Raw genomic sequence first — 22,444 nt, 5'->3', positions numbered from 1 at the left:
TCAGGTAAAGTTTACGTTCCAAATAAAATAGGTGTGAAATATAGCTATACTAATACTATGTTGAAACTTACCTTATGGAAGGAATGCGGAAAACATATTGGTCACAAAAAATAACAGAGACGAGTAATGCGCTTGATCTTGAGAAAGGAGTATTTACCTGGAATGACCCTAAAAAAATTGCTGCTTCCTTGTTGAACTCCGCATTAAAGAGCAATAGGCGCAAAGGCACTCCTTATCAATCCGCTATGTCTATGCTGAATTTTTATATCAACCGAGCTGGAAAAAAATTACCCTTGGAGCAAAAAGAAATACTAATGAAGACCAAAAAGGAATTGCAATCATTAGCGGAAGCTAAAAAACTCTTATTACCAAAGAAATACTGGGAACACTTTACGCATGAGGCAGATATTGGAATACGCGGAGTGGGACCTACGCTTATCGATGCTTTTGAAATGGGTGCATTGGCATTAACTAATGTGATTACTGATTCGGAACGCATTAAGCCGATCAAATCGATAAAAATACATTGTGAAGCTCCTAATGAAGAAATTCTTTTTACTGATTGGTTAAATGCTGTGATTTATAATATGCAAATTCATAATATGTTATTTTGTGAGTTCCATATAAAACGCGATGAATTAAACCTGGAAGCTACTATTAAAGGGGAAAAAATCAATCAAGAAAAACATCAACCAGTTGTCGAGGTGAAAGGAGCTACCTATACTGAATTAAAAGTACACAAAAAAAATAACACCTGGATTGCTCAGTGTGTAGTGGATGTATAGGATCTATATGATTAGGACTCCTAATCTTATAAGGATTAAGGTGAAAAAATAATGGATTTGAGCCTTTTGAAGAAAATAAATGATTTTGAATGGCAAATACCAAGACATGGGAAGATGCTGGTTCCTGGGGTTCTATTTGCTTCGGAACAGCTGATTCTTGACATGGATATGAAAGTGTATGAGCAATTATCCAATGTAGCAACTTTGCCTGGAATTGTTTCTGCTGCATACGCCATGCCTGATGCGCATTGGGGATATGGTTTTCCTATCGGTGGTGTTGCTGCCTTTGATCCAGATGAAGGGGGAGTAATTTCGGCAGGTGGTGTTGGCTTTGATATCTCTTGTGGTGTCAGGCTCTTATCTACTGGATTGAAGCGAGACGAATTAGAATCTGTCAAGGCAAGTCTCGCAGACGCGTTATTTGCACATATTCCTGCTGGTGTAGGAAGCAGAAGTGGTATTCATCTCACGATAAAACAGTTGGATGATATGATGAGAGGTGGTGCGCAATGGGCAGTAAAACAAGGTTACGGTGAACCTGCTGATTTAGAGCGTATTGAAGACCATGGCTGTGCTGCAGGGGCTATTCCTGATTATGTGTCTGAACAAGCCAAAAAACGACAAAAGAATGAAATGGGTACCTTAGGCTCAGGTAACCATTACTTGGAAGTTCAGGAAGTGAAACAAATTTATTCTTCTGAAACGGCCAATGCCTTAGATTTGCAAGAAGGGGACATTGTGGTTAGTATTCATTGTGGTTCTCGAGGATTAGGGCATCAAATTGGCACAGACTATCTTCGGTCTATGGTTATTGATGCAGAACATCGTAATTTTAAGTTAATTGATAGGGAACTGGCTTGTGCTCCCATTCGGTCGCAATTAGGAGAACATTATTTGGGGGCTATGCGGGCGGGAATTAACTGTGCGCTGGCTAACAGGGAAATTATTACTCATTTTATGAGAGAAGTATTTCAGAATATTTTGCCTGGTACCAAAATAGATCTTATTTATGATGTGTCACATAATACCTGCAAAGAAGAACTCCATGAAATAGATGGCAAACAAAAGCACTTATTTGTTCATCGTAAAGGTGCTACTCGTGCCTTAGGCCCTGGTCACCCCAAATTATCGAAAGCTATATCGCATATTGGTCAACCTGTGATTATTGGTGGCAGCATGGGGACCAGTTCTTATGTATTGGTAGGGACAGAGAGCTCCGCACAAAAATCTTTTAGTTCCGCATGCCATGGTGCTGGTCGTGCCATGAGTCGGCATCAAGCTATGAAAAAATGGAATGGAAGGGATATTATAGATAAATTGGCTCAACAAGGGATTTTAATTCGCAGCGGCTCATATCGAGGCGTTGCAGAAGAGGCTCCTGGAGCATATAAGGATGTTGATTCTATTGTTGATGCTGCCGAGCAGTCTGGATTGGCAAAAAAGGTAGCTCAATTAATTCCTATTATCTGTGTTAAAGGTTAGGAGCTCCTGGAAAATTAATTCTTCTATTATTGTAAGGAATCTGTAAAAAATTAAATTTAGAATAAGATTTGTCAAATTTTTAATCTAAAATTTAGTTCAAATGATAGTGAGAGGTATTTAAAATGAGTGCGAAGCAAAAAGAACTTGAAAGACTGCTTGAATTAAAGAAAAAACAGGAAGAACTGCAAGTTTTAAATCAAAAGGACATGCTGGAGCGAATCAAGCTTGAGAACAAATATCTGGAATTTTTGCAGATGAATAGTCAGCAAATGGAAGAAGAATTAAAGAAAAGAGGTCCTGTCAAAGAGGTTGAAGTTAGAAGTGAAGATCTGGATCCAATTATTGAAGACTATAAAAAACTTTATAGTAAGGAAAGTTGGTATAAAGAACCTGAAATAAAAGATGGGAAAACTCATTTATCGTTTCCTTCTCAAGAAGCTGCCAGTAATTTCTTTAAAGATCAGGCTGAAAAAAATAGATCTTTTATTGTTGTTGATGGCGCTACAAATAAAGTTCTCGCATATTCTAATGGCGATGGAAAATTATACAATGGCAATGGTAGTGTTTATCAAGGCGGTGAATTCCAAGCATCAAAAGAAGATTTTAGCCATTTTAAAATGCCAGAAAGGGAAGGACCAGGAATGGGAATGCCGCTTTAATCTGTAATCGAAGTCAATAGGTTAGTTGGTTTCTGATCATTTAATCCTCTTAATTTTTAAATTGAGATCAGTCTGATTTATTTGAAATCAATTGTCAAATAATATATCATTTGGTCTGGACAACTTTAGGTTTCTATACAAATAACTGCCCTAATTCTAGAAGGTATGCCTAAATTTTTTTTGGGTATATTTTGAATTTTAATTTAATAAGAGAAGAAACTATGCGACCAACTATTAGTGAACAACAATTTATGGAAATTAAGAAGCAATTAAAGGAGAAGCAATTAGTTTGCAATCCAATCGATCGATGGAAAAAGAGTCCGGTCTGGCTAAGAGATATTACCTCAATGCCAGAATTGCCTCCAGATTTTATAAATAAGTTAAATGAGATTCGAGCTGCCATTATATCGTTTAGGGTTGATAAAAATACGTTAGGTTTGGCTGTGTTTTATAATGAGCTTTGTAAGATTCTAGCCCAACCATACAATATATTAGAACCAATCGATACAAAAATGATGGAAAACCATGTTAATTTGCTCGATAGGATAAAAGGCTATGCTAGCAAAGTAGATATGTATATAAGAAGCTTATCCGAATGGGAACCCATGCAGCTACATTATAGAGAGTTTTGGGATTTACTTAATGAAGTATGCCGTATTGAAGACGCAGAGAACCGAGAACATGCAAAGGAAAAATTCTCTCAGGCTATATTTTCACGCCTGTCTCAGCACAATCCTAAAATTTATATGGATGTTAAGAATCGTCTGGAAGAATTTGAGTTTCAACAACCCTGTAGAATGTCATTAAATAATTAATTCAAATAATCTGGTTCGATATAAACAAAACCTCCGATTTTGCTTATATCGAACTCATGTTAGCAAGCCGCAGTGTCGTATTGCAAATGAAAAACCTAGCCGGGAATTTTTTATCGGACGATGCAGGGTAAACCAGACACCGTAGGCATCAGTTTATTTTGACCCGATTCCCATGGCTTCATATTTTTGTTTGCTCCAACAGCTTTGTACAGAAAGGAACTAACTCTACTTTTCAATTTGAGTTGTTGGTTAAACCATAAAAAGTTGAGAATGGTGTAGATTGTTTATACTATACTCTTATAAATCAACAATTCATTAGACTGACTGCAGTGAGCAGTGTGATAAAAAGGTAGGGCAGAGAACTGTAATTATACTTTTCCGCAAGAGGATTCGAGTGCTATTGACGAAACAATTATTCCTCATTGCAGTAAAATTAGGAAGAAAGCGTATATAGGAGATGACCATGAATTCTAATACTCATAGGGAAAATGAGGTGGCGATAATTCATAAGCTTATTGAAGATTATGTTAAAGGAGTGCATGCTAAAGATATCAATAAAATCATGTCCCAATATGCTCCAAATATTCGTTCTTTTGATGCTGTTTCTCAACTCCAGTTTAAAGGAGTTAATGATTATAAAAGGCATTGGGAAACATGCCTCTCTTTCTGCCAGGGTGCTCCATTGTTTGAAGTACAAGAGCTAGAGACTGTGGTTGATGGCGATTTAGCAGTTTCCTATTATTTGACTTATTGCGGCGGGACCAACGAAAAAGACGAAGCGCAGGGAGGATGGATGCGCGGTACAATGGTACATCGCAAAATCGATGAAAAATGGAAAATCATTCATGAGCACTACTCTGTTCCTTTTGATATGAAAACAGGAACCCCCCTATTTGATTTAAAGCCATAAGTAGTGATTGTTTTATTATAGGGGTAGCTTTTATAATCGTTGCCATCTCTCAATTTATAAATCATAAGGTATTAGCATGAGTCTTAGGATATTATCTTTAGCAGATTTGAAGCAGTGCATTTCCATGAAACAAGCTATTAGTGCTATGGAAAGTGCTTTTATTCAACTGGCGCGTCACGATGTGAAGTTACCCTTAAGAACTGGTGTTACGATTGAAGAAGAAAAGGCATTAATGCTGACTATGCCAGGTTTTCTTACTCAAGAAAAAGCATTGGGGTTGAAAGTGGTTTCTATTTTCCCTAACAATACAGCTAGGAATAAGCCTTCTATTACTGGCTTTATTATGCTACTCGATGCAACCACTGGAGAAGCCAAAGTGTTAATGGATGCTGCTTATTTGACAGCCTTAAGAACAGGAGCAGTTTCTGGGTTAGCAACCCAGTATTTTGCTCGTGATGATGCCCATCAGGTCGCTCTCATTGGGGCAGGGACGCAAGCAAGGACTCAGTTGGAGGCAGTTTCAACTGTACGTGATATTCAGCATGTGTATGTTTGGTCGCGTAATATTAAAAATGCTGAAAAATTTGCAAAAGAATTCGAAAATCAATTTGACGTAAGGGTCTGTTCATCTATCGCATCAGCAGTAAAGGAAGCCGATATTATTTGTACTGCAACTAATAGTACAGAGCCATTAGTTCATTTTGCTGATATCCAACCACATGCGCATATTAATGCGATAGGCTCCCATAGCCCCTCTATGAAAGAAATTGGAAATGATGTTTTAAAACCAGGGATTGTTATCGTTGATCAATTGGAAGCCGTGTTAGCGGAATCAGGTGAAATTATCAGTGCTATAGGAGAAGGCCAATTACAACAGGAATCAATCATTGAAATAGGGCACTGGTTATTAGAAAAAAATACTGACTATAAAGATAAGCTAACGGTGTTTAAATCAGTCGGTCTGGCTATTCAGGATTTAAGTGTTGCTGAAGTTGTTTTTCAAAATGCATTAAAAAATAATCTGGGAACCGTATTTTCCATTAATTAATTTAAAAATAATGATTGGACTGATGCAATAATTTATGAAAAAGGATTTCTTTTTATCTCTTCTCTATGCGGCTCGGCATTTGATGGCCTTGTTCATTATGCTAACCGGTCTCTACTTGATAAAAATAGTAACAGTATTATTGTATCTTACTCCTCAATACCAAACTCTTCCGCTTTTATCCGTAGCCCATGTTTTATGGTTGTCTGGCGATGTGTTTTTACGTTTCATTGTCATTATTAATTTTATAGTGAAACCTCTTTTTCTTTATTTTGGAACTTTATTTTTGCTTTATTGCTTAGGACCTTGAAAAACTAGGCAATCAAGACCAAAATACTAAATTAAAATTTTATTTAAATACTCATAAAAGTTTCTTATTGGCATACTGTCTGAGATAGACGCATCAGAAAGGAATCGGTGTATGGCAAAACATCTATTTTATAGCCTATTTCTTATTTTACTGAGTACAAAAATATTTTCTCAGGACACAATTAATAAGACCATTGCAATAAAAACTAATGAACTATTGAGTGCTGAAAAAAAGAACACTGTTTCATCAAATTTTATCGATTGTAACTATAAAATTTCTCCTGAAATGTCACATGTTGATCCGGCTATTATTGTGAGTTGGGCAGAATATGCCACTATTCAATCCTTTAATTTAGATTTTGCATCACTGGATACTCAATTGAATAAATTGCAATCTTGTTATACCAAAAGGGGTGGGAGCAATTGCAAAATGCTTTGCGTAAATCTAATAACATAGAGACCATCAAAGCAGAAAATTTGATAGTAAAAGGTGAGAGAGATGGTGAGTCTCAAATCATTGAAGCCAGGGATAATCGATGGAAAATCATAATGCCTTTTAAAGTGAGTTATCAAAATGATGAAAAAAAAGTGATTCATTTCCTCAATGTTTATTTAGTAATAGGTTGGAAAAATACAGATAGCCTTGGCATCGTACAAATGATAGCTACGCCTCGTTTAGCCCCTTTGTCTCAAAAAATAACTCCAGTCAATGAAGCAATTAAAAGTGTTGCTGTAATCTTTGCTGAGAGAAAAGCAGCTGGTTTCGACTCTGCAAAGGAAATCACAAAGTCTTTCTTAGAGCCTTTGTTCTCTAAAGATGAGATTACAAGGAAACGTTTGATAAGACATGCTGTCTTTAATAAATCGAGACAAAAAATAGATGCTATTCCACCGATATCAAACGAAACACTATCAGAGCCAGGTCACATGATGGCACAAAGATTATCATTTCCTATCCCAGAATCTCAAAGAATCACGGGTATTGCTTTAGTTGAACAAAGTAGAATGACTCATGCTATTGCTTGTGCCCAAATAATACCCAATGATTTTAAAACAAATTATAAAACCTTCGATATTAGCTGGTTAAAACAGATGGGAAAATTTTACTCTGAATTAACAAGGGATTATTTTATTTCTCAAATGAAATGGTCCTTAAGGGAAATTTTGGCTAAATATCAATCTGTAATGCAAAAATCAGTACCCAGGAATGCGATTAGCAATCAAAATCCAATTGTAAGCGCTCAGATAGAAGGTGAGCCCAAACTTATCGAACTAAAGGAGAATCAATGGGATATTAAAATACCTATTAAAGTAGTCTATCAAAAAGATAAAGAAAGGATAACACAACGCCTTGATATTAATGTAACGTTAAATCAGCAAATGATAGATGATTTACTCAATAAGCCGAGAAATGCAGTATCTTCGCATAAAATGTTACCATACCTAAAATCAGCTCTGGCACCCTCTACTCATATCAAGTCATTGGTTTACCGAGTAAAATCCAGAATAGATTTAAATAAGCAAAAACAAAAAGACAATATTTCTTGTGACTATAAAATTTCTCCAGAAACAATAATTGATAAAGACATCCTTTTGCGCTGGGCAGAACAGGCTACAATTCAGTCCTTTGCTTTCGATCATCGGGTTGTAGAAGCTCAGTTACAAAAATTAGAATCCTGTTATACGGAAAATGGATGGATTGAATTTAATGCCGCTATGCATAAATCAGGCAATATCATTGCCATCAAAACCCAAAGGCTCACTATGAACAGTCAAATTGACGGACAGCCACGACTAGTCGAAGATCTAATTAATCAATGGAAAATTACGTTGCCCTTAAAAGTTACTTATAAAAACGATAGAACACAAGCCTTGCAATTTCTTGATGTTCAATTGATTGTGGGGAGAAAGACAAACGGTGGACTGGGTATTGTTCAGATGAACGCTGTACTGAAGACTTCTCCTTCATCTTAGGGCCTTCTTATCCTGCTTGACGCATTACTATCGTTTTCAATGATTTTTTGTTTATCGGGCTCTCGATTTTTACCAACGATCCCAGCTTTAAATTTTTGAAATTCTTCTTTAATTCGATGAAAGGTTGCATGAGAAGCTTGAGGCTTTTCCGCCTTAAGTGTTGCTTTTAAATTTTTTTCCACCTCCAATAAGTCCCTTATTTCACTGTCTTTTTTTCCTAACATAGAGTTTATTATGTACACTTGGAATTCCCAAATCTTTCAAACCATTATGAGACAAGGTAGTTGTTTCTTTCTTGGCATTTCGATGCTCCAGTATTTTTAAGGCACCGGTATTACAAATGTCCATTACTAAGGCATGACCACAAACAATAAAATCTGTATATGCTCTTGATTTGCCATAGAGAAATAGTTGTTTCAAATCATTTAGGAATTCCTTTGGTTTGGTATTATTTTTATGTAAATTAGTTGCTATATCTTTTTCGATAACCATGGGTAGATGAGCACCGAGTACTTCATTTTGAAATGGTGTACATTTATCCTTAAGTATATTAAGCATATTCTTAAGTTCCTCTTCTCCAAGATCAAAAGCGTCAGGGATAATTCTGGTCGTAACCAGGTGATGTATTGTGGAGAGGGTGTGGTTATCATATTTTTTAAGATAAGGAGTTACCTCGGGAATAAGTTTTTTCCCCAATGTTTTCTCCATTTCAATTTGAATCTTTTCAACGTTTTTCTGGTAGTCATGTGCTAATTTTTTTATATTGCTTGCTTTCAATTCAGCAGGATTTTTTAAATAATTTTCGAATTGTTGTTCTAATTCTTTAATTCTCGTTTGTGCCTTAGTAACCTCTATGGGAAGAGTGCTATCAAGACAAATAGCCTGCATTTGATTAAAATTAGTTACAATTTTTTTTAAGACAGTCATTGCTGTAACCAGTTCACAGGTATTAATATGCTTCTGACAAAATAAATCGGGCATAAAATAATTGAGCGAAGGCTCTGCTTTTTTAAGAGCGTCTGCTTTTAGGGGATTAAAAAAGTTTTCACGTAGATAGCAATGAAAATTGACTCCTTCATTTTGATATAGTGTATGAACATTATTTAAAAAACCATCAATTGACATTGTTTCATGCCCAGGTATTTTTTCTCCAATTAATTTATCCAGATACACAGCAATTTCTTGATCGGTCATCCGGTTAATGTCTTGCATTTTCCTAATCAAATCTGCAACAGCAACTGGTTCTATAGTTAATCCTTCCATATTGTAATTAAATGCAGATAAATGAGAAAAAAGAAGGGATAATTTTTTACGATTTACATCTCCTTGCGAGAGCGGCTCTAAGGTATTTACTTCTTCAGAGGTTTTTTTTATTTTAAGATAGTTATCTAAAGATTGGGTACTGGATTGCAAGTTTTTGCCCTGGTGAAGACAATACTGAATAAAATCTAATCGTACGCTTTGTGTTTGAAGAGTAAGGGGAGGGGTGTTATTTAACTGTGCCATTCGTTGGAAATGCAATTTTACTTGGGTTTCTGAAGAAAAGTATTGTTTTGCAGCACCCATAAACACTTTTCCTTGAGGAAATATCTTCCCCACATATTTAATTAATCTTATATAAGAAGTATATAAAAAAAATACAAATTTGTGTTTTATTTATACAAAAAATTAAAAAAATACCATTTTTATGGATCGAAATAGAGGTCAGTTAGAATGCTTCGATAATAAGAGCATGGATCTTCAGTAGGCTATAATGAATATTAAAAATCATAAACAAAGACGTGGAACAGGGATTAAATGACTACAATCAGCGAGTGGTGGATGTGGTTGAGCTTTTTAGCTTTTGTAGCCATTATGTTAATCATCGATTTGTTTCTATTAGGTGGTCGTAAGGCACATCGAGTTACTTCAAAAGAGGCATTAATATGGACAATATTGTGGTTTACGTTAGCCATTATTTTTAACTTGCTTCTTTGGTGGTACCTTATTGAGAATTTTACTATCTCCGTAGCTAATGAGAAGGCACTAGAATTCTTTACTGGATATCTCATTGAGAAATCGTTATCGTTTGATAATATTTTTGTTTTTCTTATAATTTTTCGTTATTTTGCCATCCCCACGAAATATCAACATCGAGTGCTCATTTATGGCGTACTTGGCGCCATCGTCATGCGCCTAATCCTTATTTTGTTAGGGATATGGGTAGTCAATCAATTTCATTGGGTTCTTTATATTTTTGGATTGTTCTTACTGATTACCGGAATCAAAATGTTTGTTTTTGCTGATGAAAAACCAGAACTCTCTAAGAATCCTTTACTCCATTGGATGAGAAATCATTTGCGAATCACTAAGGAGCTGCATAAGGAGAGATTTTTTATTTTTGAAAATCAATTATTGCATGCTACCCCACTGTTTATGGTCTTGGTGCTTATCGAGGTCAGTGATCTTATTTTTGCTGTGGATAGTATTCCGGCTATTTTTTCTGTAACCAATGATCCTTTTATCGTGTTTACTTCTAATATATTTGCAATATTGGGATTGCGTGCCTTGTATTTTCTGCTTGCCAATTTACATAGACGATTTTATTTTCTTAGACATGGTCTTGCTTTTATTTTAGTATTTATAGGCTTTAAGATGCTTATTGAATATTGGTTTAAAATACCAATTTTTATTGCATTGGGTGTTGTGATAGCTACTTTGGTTTTTTGTATTGCATTAAGCGCTTGGTATAAGGAAAAATAAAACAATTTGTTATTGAGAATGCTAGAATTCTGGTTTTGTACTTTTCTCTACTTGATGCCTATGGGGTTATGCCTGATATTCATTCATAACATGCATCTTATCGCCTGGCTAAATTCCAGCATACAAAATTATACAAAAGGTTTAATATCCGTTTCTTCCATTGTTTGCATTAATTCAGCAATGTTCAAATGATCATTGTCTACCAATGTTGTAATAAATTGGCTAAGACCATTTCCAATTTTATCTTTACATTCTGTTGTTAAGGGGGCATTAATGGAAATTTGATATTGGCCATACTGATTTTTGGAGAAGTAGATCCAAAGAGTTCTATTTCCTATTGGCCTGTCCATACACCCAAAATGGTTAGGATAGCTGTAATTAAGATTGGCAAAGCTCATATCAGGACGTTCTTTTGCAAAGAAACTGGGCGTCACGCTAATCAGTACTCTTAATCTTTCTGGTTTTTGCAGTGACATACTCAATTTAAGTATTTGATTCAGCTTCTGCTTCATGGAAGTCCTTTTTTTGAAGGAGACTAAGCGGCTTAAGTATTTTATATAATAGTCAATGATAATCGAATGAAGCTTACTTTCTTTAAAGTGTTTCAGCAAAGACATCTTATTGAACACCCAAGTTAAATACTGGCTAAAAGATAAACTTGAACCTTTTAAGCCACTGTCTTTAATGAGATGTGAGCACTTTTGATAAGGCGCAGTTTTTAAAAGTTGTTCTTCGATAGTATTGATACAGTCTATAAATCGACTATTCTCATTTAATGTGATGTTTATCCTTTTATATTCTGAAAACAGACCTATGGTCGATTTATATTCCCCGCCTTCTCTACCACTGTGAATTAAAATGATCGGGATTTTGTTTTGACGGCTTAGTTTGTAAAAAATAATTTGGCATGCAGCAATCAATCCAGTACTGACATTTATATTTTTTGCTTTATGCCAATTTATAAATTTTTCAGCATATTGAGGATCAATAGTGTAATGAAATAAATGCTTTGTTTGTTGTGATGTATCTGATAAATGATACTTGCTGCTAAAAGTTAGCATTTTAAAGCCTTTATTGTAGTGCTGCCAAAAATCAATCTTATTTTTTAGGTTTTTTTGATAATGATTATTATTTTGTCTTACATAATTAAAATAAGAGCCTTTTGAAGGAAGAGGTACTAACTCTTGGCCAAGAATAAGTTTTTCATAATGGTTTTTGAATTGACAAAAGACTATTTCGCATGAGGCATCATCCACAATGATATGGGGTATTACAATATGTAATTCATGTAATTCATTATTAATTTTATAAAGATACACTTTAATTAATGGTTGTTTGGTTAGTGAAATGTGGTGCAATATATTATTCTGGAATGCCTTATTCAGCGCACTTGTTTCGTGACTCATAGAAATATCTTGATAAACTAATTCAAATTGACCCAATTTATTTAATTTTTGCGTCGGTTTATCCTTGTTAAAGTGAGTCCAGAAGACGTTGTTTTGTTTCACAATAAAATCAAAAGCTTTTTGAACATAATCTTTATTGAGTTTGCCATGTAATTGTACTTGTATCCCAATATTAAAGGAGTAATCCAGCTTATTAAGTGCCCAGAATACATATTGAAAGTCACATAATGCGATTTCTCCCTCTGGGGAGTTTTCAGAAGGACGATTATCGCGGGGAGTATCAAAAACACGTTCTAATTCATCTGAAATGTACCGGGCAATTCTATCTATGGTAGGTGTGTTAATAAAATACTCAATAGGTAAGCTGAGAGTTTGGCATTGCAATTTATCATGAATACGATTCCTGATGTCCATGGACATAAGAGAATCCATGCCCATTGAAAATAAATTGTGATGCACTGAAATCTGTTCCATATCATCCAAGTCTAATACATCGGCCGCAATCTCACGTAAAGCCTGTGATAATATCAAGATGCTTTCTTCTTTGGAGTGTTGTCTAAGAGTATTCAGAAAAGATCGATCAGGTAATGGTTTTGCCTTCACCAGCCCGGATAATCCTATCTGTTTTGGTGTATGTTTGAAATAAATGTCCCAATTCATGGGGCAAGGCGAAATTTGAGGCAATTTACTGTTTAGTAGCACATCAAGAATATCGATATTGTCTTTCTCTAATGGTATAAAACCATAATGTTGAAGTATGTGAGTCAGATTGGCCGTCATTCCCAGCTCGCGGAAAGGCCCCCAATTGATAGAAATGGCTGGGAGGCCTTGTTGCTGCCTTAAATGAGCCAAACCATCTAGGAATCCATTAGCCGCAGCATAGTTTGCTTGCCCTTTAGCGCCTAACAAAGAAGCCGAAGAGGAAAACAGGACAAATAGGTCTAATGGGATATTTTGGGTTAATTGATGCAATACTAAAGCGCCATCTATTTTAGCATTGATTACTTGTTGCATCGACTCGTTATTCAAATTGACAATGAGGCCGTCTTGAATCAATCCCGCCAAATGGAATATACCCTTCAAAGGGGTGGAGGTTTTCTGTATTTCTCCAATGAGATGTTCCATTTCCTGATAATTTCCCACATCAACCCTATAATGTTGAATATGAATCTGTTTTTGTTTGGCACTTTCTATTAATTCTTTTATGTCATCTGGGCATTGAGAGCGGCTGGTAATTCTAATGTGTTTAGCGCCTCTTCTGATAAGGTATTCCATCAATGGCTTCGATAGTCCACCTGTCCCTCCAGTAATGAGGTAACTGGCGTTACTACTCAATAACATCTCCTGGTCAAGAGAAGGGGCAGGTAATTGTTTTTTCTTTAATCTGGGTAGATAAAGTGAGTTTCTGGCTGCTATTTGAGTTTCAGAGGTATCAGTATTAAATAAATACATTAAAGCGGTGGACAAAGTGTTATTGGAACCTAAATCAACTGCATAATTTTTGTTGAGCTCACATTCATTTCGAAAGCTTTTCCAAAAAGAACAAGCCATAGTATGGTAAGGATTGACTTGATCGTGGTTTTGAATGGCATAAGCATTTTCTGTAACCAGTACAAAGCTCTTGGGGCGTAATCTAAATAGGGTCTGACAGCAGTGAAATAGGTCATTAAACTGTCCTTGCTCAAATAGAAATACGATATTGCTATTCTCAATATTTCCCAATTGGTTGATATTTTCAACCATCTGATAATTAAGATTCTCTAGTATTTTTTTAGCTTTGGTGTTGTTTTTTGTAATGACCGAGAGTTCAGGGACGACTTCTTGTTGAGGCACAGTCTCTACATTGAGAAGGTTCCATCCGGTGTAATACAGATGGTTTAAAGTAGACTCATAGGAAACAAAATGTCTTCGCGTTACCTGCCTCAATTTAAGACCCTCAATTTGAGCAATCAATAAACCGGATTGCTCATATAAGTTCATATTAATGCAAAGATCGCTTGAATCTTCAGTATGTTGTTTAGTTAAATGCACCCATAGGCTTCGAGGTGCTTCCTGGAAAACGGTCATGCGTTTGAAGGCATAGGGTATATAGGTGGCCTTTTCAGCATTAAAGCTAGTATTGTCATCTGCCTTCATGCTGAATAACAGAATACTTTGCATGGCACCGTCAAGCAAAACAGGATGAAAATAATAGCCTTGTCCATGGCTTATTTTGGTTAAGGCGATTTTGGTGAGAACGCTGTTTGTTTGGACATATCCCTCTTGAAGAACATGAAATTCTTCGCCATATAATAACGAATTTTTTTGAAATTGCTCATAAATATCAGAAAGTTCTGCCTTGTTGCTAAAAGATGATTTTAGTACATCAATGTTAATGGATTCTCGGACTGATGTAGGTCTGGCAAGAATTTCCATTTCGCAGAAAATTTGCCAGCTGTCTTCTTGTTTAGCGAACAAGTTGATTTTATATTGTCCTTCTATTTTGGGTTTGACTTGTAATTGAAAATCCTGGCCTTGCTTAGGGTATAGAGGACGTTCAATGTTGAACTTCTCAATTTGAAAAGCCTGAGATTGGAATATGGATTTTGCCGCCGCCAAACCGGATTCAATATAAGCAGTCGCTGGAAAAATCACTTTCTCAAAAACACTATGCTGTTTGATATAGGTTAAATTGTCCAAATCCAGTTTATGATGAAACAGATATTCATTTCCTGGCATGGCAAGCATTTGTCCTAAAAGCGGATGTTGTTCATCTCCATGAAGGGGGGTGCCATTACTTTTTTTATCCAGCCAATATTCGCTTTGATCGAAGGTATAATTAGGCAACAAGACTTTTATAAACTCGTCCTTAAGAGATTTATAGTGGGATTTCCAATCAATTGCTTTGCCTTGTAGATAATCCATTAATAGAGAGTTAAGTGCTCTATCATTTTGTAAGTCAAGAGTAATGTTTTCATTATAGGACAATGCGAATTGACCTGTACTTAACAGACGGCTGGCTTCAACGGTGTTTTCAGCAGTTAAGGCTAAACGGTAAGTATAATGTTCTCGACAAGTGGCTGCAGTAAAGCATATGTCACCAAAACTATGGTCAGTATTTTCTAGATACTGTTGGTATCGCTGGGCTAATTTGTCTAAAGCGGTTTTAGAATGGGCTGAGATAGCCAGCAAATGTTTTTGAGAGGAGCTTGATTGTTTAGGTTTTTCTTCTTTCGAAAATTCAGCGAGAATGACATGTGCATTAGTGCCACTAAAACCAAAAGCATTCACTGCAGCGTATTTGAGTTTTTTATCAGTTTTCCAATTTATTTTTTCTAAAGCGAGACGAGTGCCGTCCAGTTTGATATTGGGGTTTAATTTATTAAAATTCAAACTCTTATATATGGTTTTCTTTTGCAAACTGATCACGGTTTTTATAATACCAGCTACTCCTGAAGCACTTTCAAGATGCCCAATATTTGTTTTAACGGTGCCTAGGTAAAGAGGGTTGTCTTGTTTGCGTTGATACCCATAGACTTTATTGATCGCATCGACCTCAATGGGATCACCTAATGGGGTTCCTGTGCCATGGGCTTCGATATAACTGATATCAGCGTTTGATAAGTCGGTTTGACTCAGAGCTTTTTTCATGACCTCTTCTTGACTTTTGCCATTAGGGACAGTTAAGCCGGCGGTTTTACCATCGTTATTAACGGCCGAACCTTTGATAACGGCTAGGATAGTATCATTATCTCGTAGTGCCTCAGAGAGTCTTTTTAGAAGTATCACACCACAACCTTCACCTCTGACATAGCCGTCTGCTTTTTCATCAAAGGTTTTGCATTGACCATCGGGTGATAACGCTTTTGCTTTACACAAAGTCACATTAGATTCTGGCATGAGTAAAATATTTACCCCACCGGCAAGAGCATAATCAATTTCCCTGTTTTTTAAACTTTGGCAAGCGTAATGAATCGCAACTAAAGACGAAGAGCATGCTGTATCTACGCTAATTGACGGGCCTCTAAAGTCAAAGGTGTAAGCCACTCGGCCAGGTATTAGATTCAAAACGTTACCGGTGATGGAGTAGGCGCTAAGTTCTTCATTGGAAAATCCTGATTTTTCCAGTTGGGCATAGTATTCATTAGGGCCAACTCCAGCGAATACGCCGGTTAAACTACCACGCAAAGATTCAGAGGGATAATTGGCATTTTCTAATGCTTTATAACAGCACTCCAGAAAGACACGTTGCTGAGGCTCCATTAATTTGGCTTCTCGAGGGCTAATACCAAAGAAGGCGGCATCAAAATATTTAATGTTTTCGATTAATCCCAGTTTGGTAACGTAGGATTTGCCTGGTGCTTCCATGTTAGGGTCGTAATATTGGCTATTATCCCAACGCTCTCTCGGAATGTCTTTAATACCGCTCAACCCTTCCTCTAGTAATTTTTCAAAGGAGGCAATGTCGGGTGCGTTAGGCAACAAGCAACTCATACCTATAATCGCGATACTATCATCCACTGGTTTGGAAGGAGAATTTGGAGTTTGTGTTGTAACTAAATGTTTATTGAGTTCTGATTCAATATATTTTGCCAGTTTACTTATTGAAGGATAGTTAAAGCCGATTGTTACAGTTACTTTAAGGACAGGCTCCAATCTTTTCTTTAGTTCACTCGCTAATTCGGTGATCATCAGAGAATCGAAACCGAGTTCAAAAAATCCTTCCTCTTCATTTAAATCTTCATGATCTAATAGTTCGAGGATTTTCGTGCAAATATCAGACACCATCATTCGGCACGCTTTAAATCGTTGATCTTCATCGATTTGCAGGTATTCATTGAGCCATGGGGACAGATTTTTTGCTGGAGTAGCGTTATGCGCTACATTGTTCAGATCATTCTCTAGATGTTGATAAAAGGCAGGCAGGGGCTTTGAAACAAAGTCCAGCATAAATTTGAGATAGTCTGGTGATATAATAGTGGCATGTTTGAACTCGTCATTGATGAGAATTTTAATCAATATATGGCCCTGAGCGTTGCTTATTAGCGATTGTTTTAACCCTTCGTCACGAGATCGTTTTTGAGCCATGCCTACTTCGCCCCAAGGCCCCCATTGAACAGCGGTACCAGGCAGCCCTAAACGTTGGCGTTCTGCGATCAAAGCATCCAAGAAACTGTTTGTTCCACTATAAATGGATTCCTTATTGCTCCCGAAGACTGATGAAATTGAAGAATAAACAACGAAGAAATCCAAGTCACAATCCAGGCTTAGTTCATGCAAATACCATCCGCCTTGTACTTTGGCTGAGAATAAATAATCAATGTCTTCGTCCTGATGTTCAAGTAAAGGTGCTTTAATAGCAGCTCCTGCAGCATGAATAATACCTTTTAGCAAACCATCGGCATTAATATCTGATAATAAATGGCGTAAACTTTCTTTATCAGTAACATCCAAGCTGATTGTTTGAATGTTTGAGCCAGGGTAATTGGATTTTATTTTATTAATAGCGTCCTTTATCCTCGGTTTATCGACATTTCTTGAGGTGAGAATTAACTCTCTTGCTCCAGAAGAAAGCAAAGCTTGGGCAGTGACTAATCCTAGTCCCCCACAGCCGCCAGTAATAAGATAGCGCCCTTTAATCCCATACAATAATCGCCTTCTGTCTTCCAGAGGAGTTCTTTTTAAGCGGGCAGCCAATCTTTTCCCATCACGATAAGCGATAATGTGCTCATAGCGTGAACCATGGTTGTAATTGATTTCCGTAATGACTTGGGAATAACAGCCTTCATCCAGTTTATCCAGGTCGATGAGAACCGTGTTAAATTGTGGCAATTCCAAGACCAACGTCTTGCAAAAACCGATGAGCGAGCTATTGCTGATATTGATAGGGTGTTTGTTATTAGAGAGTTCAGCAATTCCATTGGTAGTAAGGACTATTAATTGCAAATTAATTGATTTGCGATCTAATTCTTTGATTAAACTCAACAGTTTTTTTAATGTTGTCTTTTGGAAGTCAATATTGGCCTCAATCTCTGGTGAGGCTGAAGATAAACTCTCGGCAAAAATAATGCCTTCAAGCTTATCAAAGGAATGCTTTTCCTGCTCGAGAATAATTTCCAGTCCTTGAGTTTTAAAGCCATCAGCCAAGTGTTTAGGACCGATTAAAAGCCATCTATTACCTCGTAGCTTGCGATTGCTTTTATCACAGGGCTCACTTTGCCATTGTGTTTGGAAACACCAGTCCTTGGGAAGGGGGGCATCTTTCAGTTTGTTTTTATCCCCAAACCAATGCTCTATCCGCTCAAATTCGTATAAAGGTAATTTTACTTTTTCAAATTGGGTACCTATGGATTGATAAAACTCAGACCAATGTATAATAAATCCGTCCTGATAAGCTGCTTGCAGTTCTTTAAGTGTACCGGGCTGCTGAGTTAATTCATTTTCTCTGTGGATATGACAGATCTTGTATTCTTTTTTTTCTATGATCTCAGCAGCCTGAGTGGCATTATTAGCCTGATTGCTACTCGATACATAAAATGATTACGACAAGTTGCTGCTGTGTAGCAAATATCAGAAAATTCCTCTTGAGTACTTGATAAGTAGTTTTGATAACTTGAAAGCAATGATTCCAGAGAAACTTTACTTTTTGCTGATAAAACCAGGAGAGATTCTGTGGGAAGAATACGCTCTTCTTTTTTCTTGTCAGGGGCCTCTTGTATTACTATATGGGCATTAGCACCACTGAATCCAAATGAACTCACTCCAGCGTATCTTAAGCCGTGTTCCTTAGGCCAATCGGTTTTATTTAATGGAATAACCGTATTGATTAATTGGATTGCGGGATTAAGTTTCTTGAAATTCAGATGTTTAAATATCTTTTTTGTTTTCAAACTCAAAACGGTTTTAATGACACTTGCTACACCGGAGGCACTTTCAGAATGTCCTATGTTGGTTTTCACTGAGCTGATGTAAAGAGGATTCTCATTGCTATGATGTTCACTAAAGATTTTAGTCAGGGTATTAACTTCAATAGGATCTGCTAAGGGAGTACCAGTGCCATGAGCTTCAATAAAATCAATATCACCAGGCGATAGATTGGCCTTTGCCAGGGCGCTTAAAATGACTTCTTCTTGAGCAGCACCATTAGGAACGGTGAAACCACCACTTTTACCATCGCTGTTGATAGATGTTCCTTTGATTACTGCAAGAATATTGTCATTGTCTTTTATCGCATCACTCAAGCGCTTTAGCACAACAACACCGCAACCTTCACTTCGAGCATAACCATCAGCATCTTCACTGAAGGTTTTGCATCGACTTTCAGGGGATAGCATTCTTGCTTTTGAAAGAGTGATGTTAGAGTCGGGGCTAAGTATTATGTTCACGCCGCCAGCGAGTGCCATATTACAATCACCCGATTGTAGGCTTAGACAGGCATTATGTATCGCTGTCATGGACGAAGAACAGGCGGTATCTATTGCCTGGATTGGGCCATGAAAATCAAAGGCATAGGCTACTCGTCCCGCTAAGGCATTGAGAACATTCCCAGTTGCAAAATAGATATTTAAATCCTCTAGAGTAACACCCTGGTAAGCTAATACTCTAGGATATTCATTAGTTCCTACACCAACAAAAACCCCTGTATTACTATCTTTAACCCTATCAAGAGATAGATTGGCGTCTTCAAGAGCGTGATAGCTGGTTTCCATGAAAACACGCAATTGGGGTGACATGAGCTTGGCTTCACGGGGACTGATATTAAAAAATTCTGAATCAAAATGGTTTACATTATTAATAAACCCTAATTGTTTAATATACAATTTACCCAGGGCATCCAAATCAGGGTCATAAAATTTCTCGTTATCCCATCGCTCTAAAGGAATATCGATCATGCCACTTTCACCGTTTTCTAATAGAGATAAAAATTCATCCACATTAGTGGCTTTGGGGAAACGACAACTCATTCCTATGATTGCGATAGGCTCAATACTGAGCACATTAATGGAGGGTTGTCGGTAAACTACAGGAGGCATAATGATTTTTTGTAAATGCCTTGCCAATTTGTCTATGGTTAAATAGCGTAAAGATAAGAGAGAAGGTATTTTGCACCTGGGAGAAAACCTGTCCTGCAGAATTTGATCCAGGGATTCCAATAAGGGTGTGGTTAAACCTAGGGTTTCCAAATCCTGATGTTCGTTTATAGTAATTGTTTGTTTCTTCTCGATTCCTTGCGGCAGTACGCTATTACCATGCCGATTCTCTTTTTTTAAGAGAGTTTGTATTTGTGATATAAGCTCTTCTTTGATGGTTTCAATTTGCTGTTCTATAGGTTGTTGGTATAAAGAATCCAGCCAATAATTGTTGTTAACATCTTTTCTTAATTCATGCCAATAGGGCTTTCTGTCAAAATAATAGAGTGGTAAGTCAATCTTGTTATAAGAAGTATTTTCGCTATCAGTGCTGATATGCCTACCTGACAGATAGGCTTCATAAATTTGATTGGCATCATTGGATAGGATTTTATGATCATTTTGCAGAACAACCTTTTTTATTTCATAATCTTTTGACTCTATTTTTTTAATTAATTCTTCTTTATCTTTTACGATAATCGCACAACGAAATTTGTAATGGTCGCGACAATTAAGCAAAGTATGGCATATATCATTTAGGGGTGCAGACGAATTCTTCAAATAATGCACATAACGCATCATCATTTGCTTCAATGAATAGTCACTATTGGCTGAAGCAACAAAGCATTTCAGTTCAGTGTCATTCTGATTTGACTCATACCATTCTTGCTCCGGGGCCTCTTCCAAAATGGCACTAACATTTGTGCCGGTAAAGCTAAAATTGGACACTTGGACGTATCTTTTTTTGTTTTTCAATTTGGGAAAAGATATTGGTGTAATGGGTAAAATAGCAGGAATACTTTCAGGATCAATCGAGTTGTTTGGGGTTGAATAATGTAAATTAGGGGGAATGGTTTCATTGTTCAACGAGCAAAGTACTTTAATTAAAGAGGCAAGGCCTGACGATGAAATAGTATGACCTATATTACTTTTCAATGCGCCTACAATCAGGGGGCGGTTTTGAGAATGCTGGCCTTGATGGATACTTTGGATCGCATTAAATTCTATTGGATCACCTATGGGAGTTCCTGTTCCATGAGCTTCAATGTAATCGATTTCATCTGGGGCTAAATTAGCATGTTCTAATGCAGCCTGATGCATAGCAATTTGGGCATTGATATTTGGGGCGGCGAGTCCTGTGCCATCGCCATTTTGATTGATAACCATGCTTTTAATAAGCGCATAAATCCTGTTTTTGTCTCTTATCGCATCACTTAAACGTTTAACAATAACGACTGCGCAACCTTCGCTGCGAACAAAGCCATCTGCTTTACTGTCAAAGCTGCTGCATTGGCCGGTTGCGGATAGCATATTGGCCTTCGTTAAACCAATAAAGCTTTCAGGGCAAAGACTAAGATGAACCCCTCCAACAATCGCCATATCGCATTGCTGGTTTCTCAATGCGGTTGCGGCAAGATAGAGTGCTGTGAAGGAAGAGGAGCATGCTGTATCAACAGCCATACTGGGGCCCTTTAAATTTAAAAAGTGGCAGAGTCTTCCTGCTGCAGCGCTATTAGCTATTCCAATGGGAGTATAAGCATTGAATTTGATATGGTCTTTATAGTTTAGCTGGCTGTATTCATGAGTGGAAATCCCACAATAAACCCCTGTATTGGAATCTTTTAATGAGTTCAATGTGATATTGGCCTGATTTAAAGCTCGAATGGCTACTTCGAGAAAAAGACGTTGCTGGGGATCTATTTGTTTGGCTTCTGCAGAAGAGATTTTAAAAAAGGAAGCATCGAATAAATGAGTATTATCTAAAAATCCCCCTTTTTTGCTAATAATTTTATCAGCTTTTTTTCTATCTGTGTCGTAGTATTCTTCAATATTCCAGCGATTTTCAGGTACTTCTCTAATTGGTGTTTGACCTTTAATTAGCATTTCATAAAAGGTATCAACATCTTCAATGTCAGAATCAATCCCTGGAAATTGACAATTCATTCCAATGATAGCGATGGGTTCATTCAAAAGGTCTTTTGCTTTGTTTTTCATAGTTACGTTTACCACTTACAATGCTCCTGAATGTGCCTGGGTGTGCAGCAAAATTATTTGTCTTGGCAAAGAGTTATAATAAAAAACAACCATAATAGAGAGTAAATTTGAGTATAAACAAATTAACCTGGAAGGTCTATTTACCTTAAGTATAGTACAGCAGGTTGTGCCATTTTAATCCAATATGAGCATATTAGAATGCTCTTACTGTTAG

The 22,444-nt window shown here is 36.8% G+C and carries 12 protein-coding genes and 2 pseudogenes; 11 read left to right on the top strand and 3 right to left on the bottom strand.

Going from position 1 to position 22,444, the window contains the following annotated elements:
* Positions 1–83: 83 nt before the first annotated feature.
* The 10 genes and pseudogenes from OK13_RS15985 to OK13_RS13825 all read left to right on the top strand — a co-directional run.
* A pseudogene (locus OK13_RS15985) lies at positions 84–356 on the top strand (DUF3175 domain-containing protein); the annotation flags it as partial.
* Positions 333–785, top strand: a complete 453-nt coding sequence (locus OK13_RS15980) for an archease (protein WP_338151665.1) — start codon at positions 333–335, stop codon at positions 783–785. The pseudogene OK13_RS15985 and the gene OK13_RS15980, both read left to right, overlap by 24 nt.
* Positions 786–836: 51 nt before the next feature.
* Positions 837–2,267, top strand: coding sequence for an RtcB family protein (locus OK13_RS02955; protein WP_035887516.1), 1,431 nt, complete (start codon positions 837–839; stop codon positions 2,265–2,267).
* A 122-nt stretch (positions 2,268–2,389) separates the two neighbouring features.
* On the top strand, positions 2,390–2,926 hold the full coding sequence (locus OK13_RS02950) for a hypothetical protein (protein WP_035887514.1): 537 nt from the start codon (positions 2,390–2,392) through the stop codon (positions 2,924–2,926).
* 221 nt (positions 2,927–3,147) lie between these two features.
* A complete protein-coding gene (locus OK13_RS02945; protein WP_052117539.1) occupies positions 3,148–3,741 on the top strand; it encodes a hypothetical protein in 594 nt (197 codons plus the stop codon).
* A 463-nt stretch (positions 3,742–4,204) separates the two neighbouring features.
* Positions 4,205–4,651: a YybH family protein gene (locus OK13_RS02940; RefSeq protein WP_035887512.1), complete on the top strand. Its 447-nt coding sequence runs from the start codon at positions 4,205–4,207 to the stop codon at positions 4,649–4,651.
* 76 nt (positions 4,652–4,727) lie between these two features.
* A complete protein-coding gene (locus tag OK13_RS02935) occupies positions 4,728–5,699 on the top strand; it encodes an ornithine cyclodeaminase family protein (protein WP_035887510.1) in 972 nt (323 codons plus the stop codon).
* Positions 5,700–5,733: 34 nt separating this feature from the next.
* The gene (locus OK13_RS02930) at positions 5,734–6,006 is read left to right on the top strand and encodes a hypothetical protein (protein WP_035887508.1); all 273 of its coding nucleotides are present in this window, start codon (positions 5,734–5,736) and stop codon (positions 6,004–6,006) included.
* Between the two features lie 111 nt (positions 6,007–6,117).
* Positions 6,118–6,462, top strand: a complete 345-nt coding sequence (locus OK13_RS15060) for a hypothetical protein (protein ID WP_241480371.1) — start codon at positions 6,118–6,120, stop codon at positions 6,460–6,462.
* Positions 6,429–7,979 carry a DotI/IcmL family type IV secretion protein gene (locus OK13_RS13825; protein WP_241480370.1) on the top strand — a complete coding sequence of 517 codons (1,551 nt, stop codon included), beginning with the start codon at positions 6,429–6,431 and terminating at the stop codon, positions 7,977–7,979. The genes OK13_RS15060 and OK13_RS13825 overlap by 34 nt, the downstream gene beginning before the upstream one ends.
* Here OK13_RS13825 and OK13_RS15055 read toward each other — a convergent pair.
* Both OK13_RS15055 and OK13_RS02915 read right to left on the bottom strand, forming a co-directional pair.
* Positions 7,976–8,161, bottom strand: a complete 186-nt coding sequence (locus OK13_RS15055; protein WP_241480368.1) for a hypothetical protein — start codon at positions 8,159–8,161, stop codon at positions 7,976–7,978. The two genes, OK13_RS13825 and OK13_RS15055, sit on opposite strands and share 4 nt — an antisense overlap.
* Positions 8,162–8,180: 19 nt before the next feature.
* Complete coding sequence (locus OK13_RS02915; RefSeq protein WP_241480366.1) at positions 8,181–9,545, bottom strand: hypothetical protein; 1,365 nt, start codon at positions 9,543–9,545, stop codon at positions 8,181–8,183.
* Between the two features lie 231 nt (positions 9,546–9,776).
* Here OK13_RS02915 and OK13_RS02910 point away from each other — a divergent pair, with 231 nt between their 5' ends.
* Positions 9,777–10,721, top strand: coding sequence for a TerC family protein (locus tag OK13_RS02910; protein ID WP_035887506.1), 945 nt, complete (start codon positions 9,777–9,779; stop codon positions 10,719–10,721).
* 128 nt (positions 10,722–10,849) lie between these two features.
* Here the strand turns inward: OK13_RS02910 and OK13_RS02905 are convergent.
* Positions 10,850–22,245: pseudogene (locus OK13_RS02905) on the bottom strand (SDR family NAD(P)-dependent oxidoreductase).
* Between the last annotated feature and the right edge of the window lie 199 nt (positions 22,246–22,444).

The sequence above is a fragment of the Legionella norrlandica genome, assembly GCF_000770585.1.
Taxonomy (GTDB): domain Bacteria; phylum Pseudomonadota; class Gammaproteobacteria; order Legionellales; family Legionellaceae; genus Legionella; species Legionella norrlandica.
The sequence above is the reverse complement of the archived record's forward strand: the minus strand, read 5'-3'. Positions and strand labels throughout refer to the sequence as shown.

Coding starts and splice junctions, on each gene's coding strand:
- OK13_RS02950 (WP_035887514.1), top strand. CDS start 2,390: ATGAGTGCGAAGCAAAAAGAACTTGAAAGACTGCTTGAATTAAAGAAA.
- OK13_RS02940 (WP_035887512.1), top strand. CDS start 4,205: ATGAATTCTAATACTCATAGGGAAAATGAGGTGGCGATAATTCATAAG.
- OK13_RS02955 (WP_035887516.1), top strand. CDS start 837: ATGGATTTGAGCCTTTTGAAGAAAATAAATGATTTTGAATGGCAAATA.
- OK13_RS02930 (WP_035887508.1), top strand. CDS start 5,734: ATGAAAAAGGATTTCTTTTTATCTCTTCTCTATGCGGCTCGGCATTTG.
- OK13_RS02915 (WP_241480366.1), bottom strand. CDS start 9,545: ATGGGTGCTGCAAAACAATACTTTTCTTCAGAAACCCAAGTAAAATTG.
- OK13_RS02910 (WP_035887506.1), top strand. CDS start 9,777: ATGACTACAATCAGCGAGTGGTGGATGTGGTTGAGCTTTTTAGCTTTT.
- OK13_RS02945 (WP_052117539.1), top strand. CDS start 3,148: ATGCGACCAACTATTAGTGAACAACAATTTATGGAAATTAAGAAGCAA.
- OK13_RS02935 (WP_035887510.1), top strand. CDS start 4,728: ATGAGTCTTAGGATATTATCTTTAGCAGATTTGAAGCAGTGCATTTCC.
- OK13_RS15060 (WP_241480371.1), top strand. CDS start 6,118: ATGGCAAAACATCTATTTTATAGCCTATTTCTTATTTTACTGAGTACA.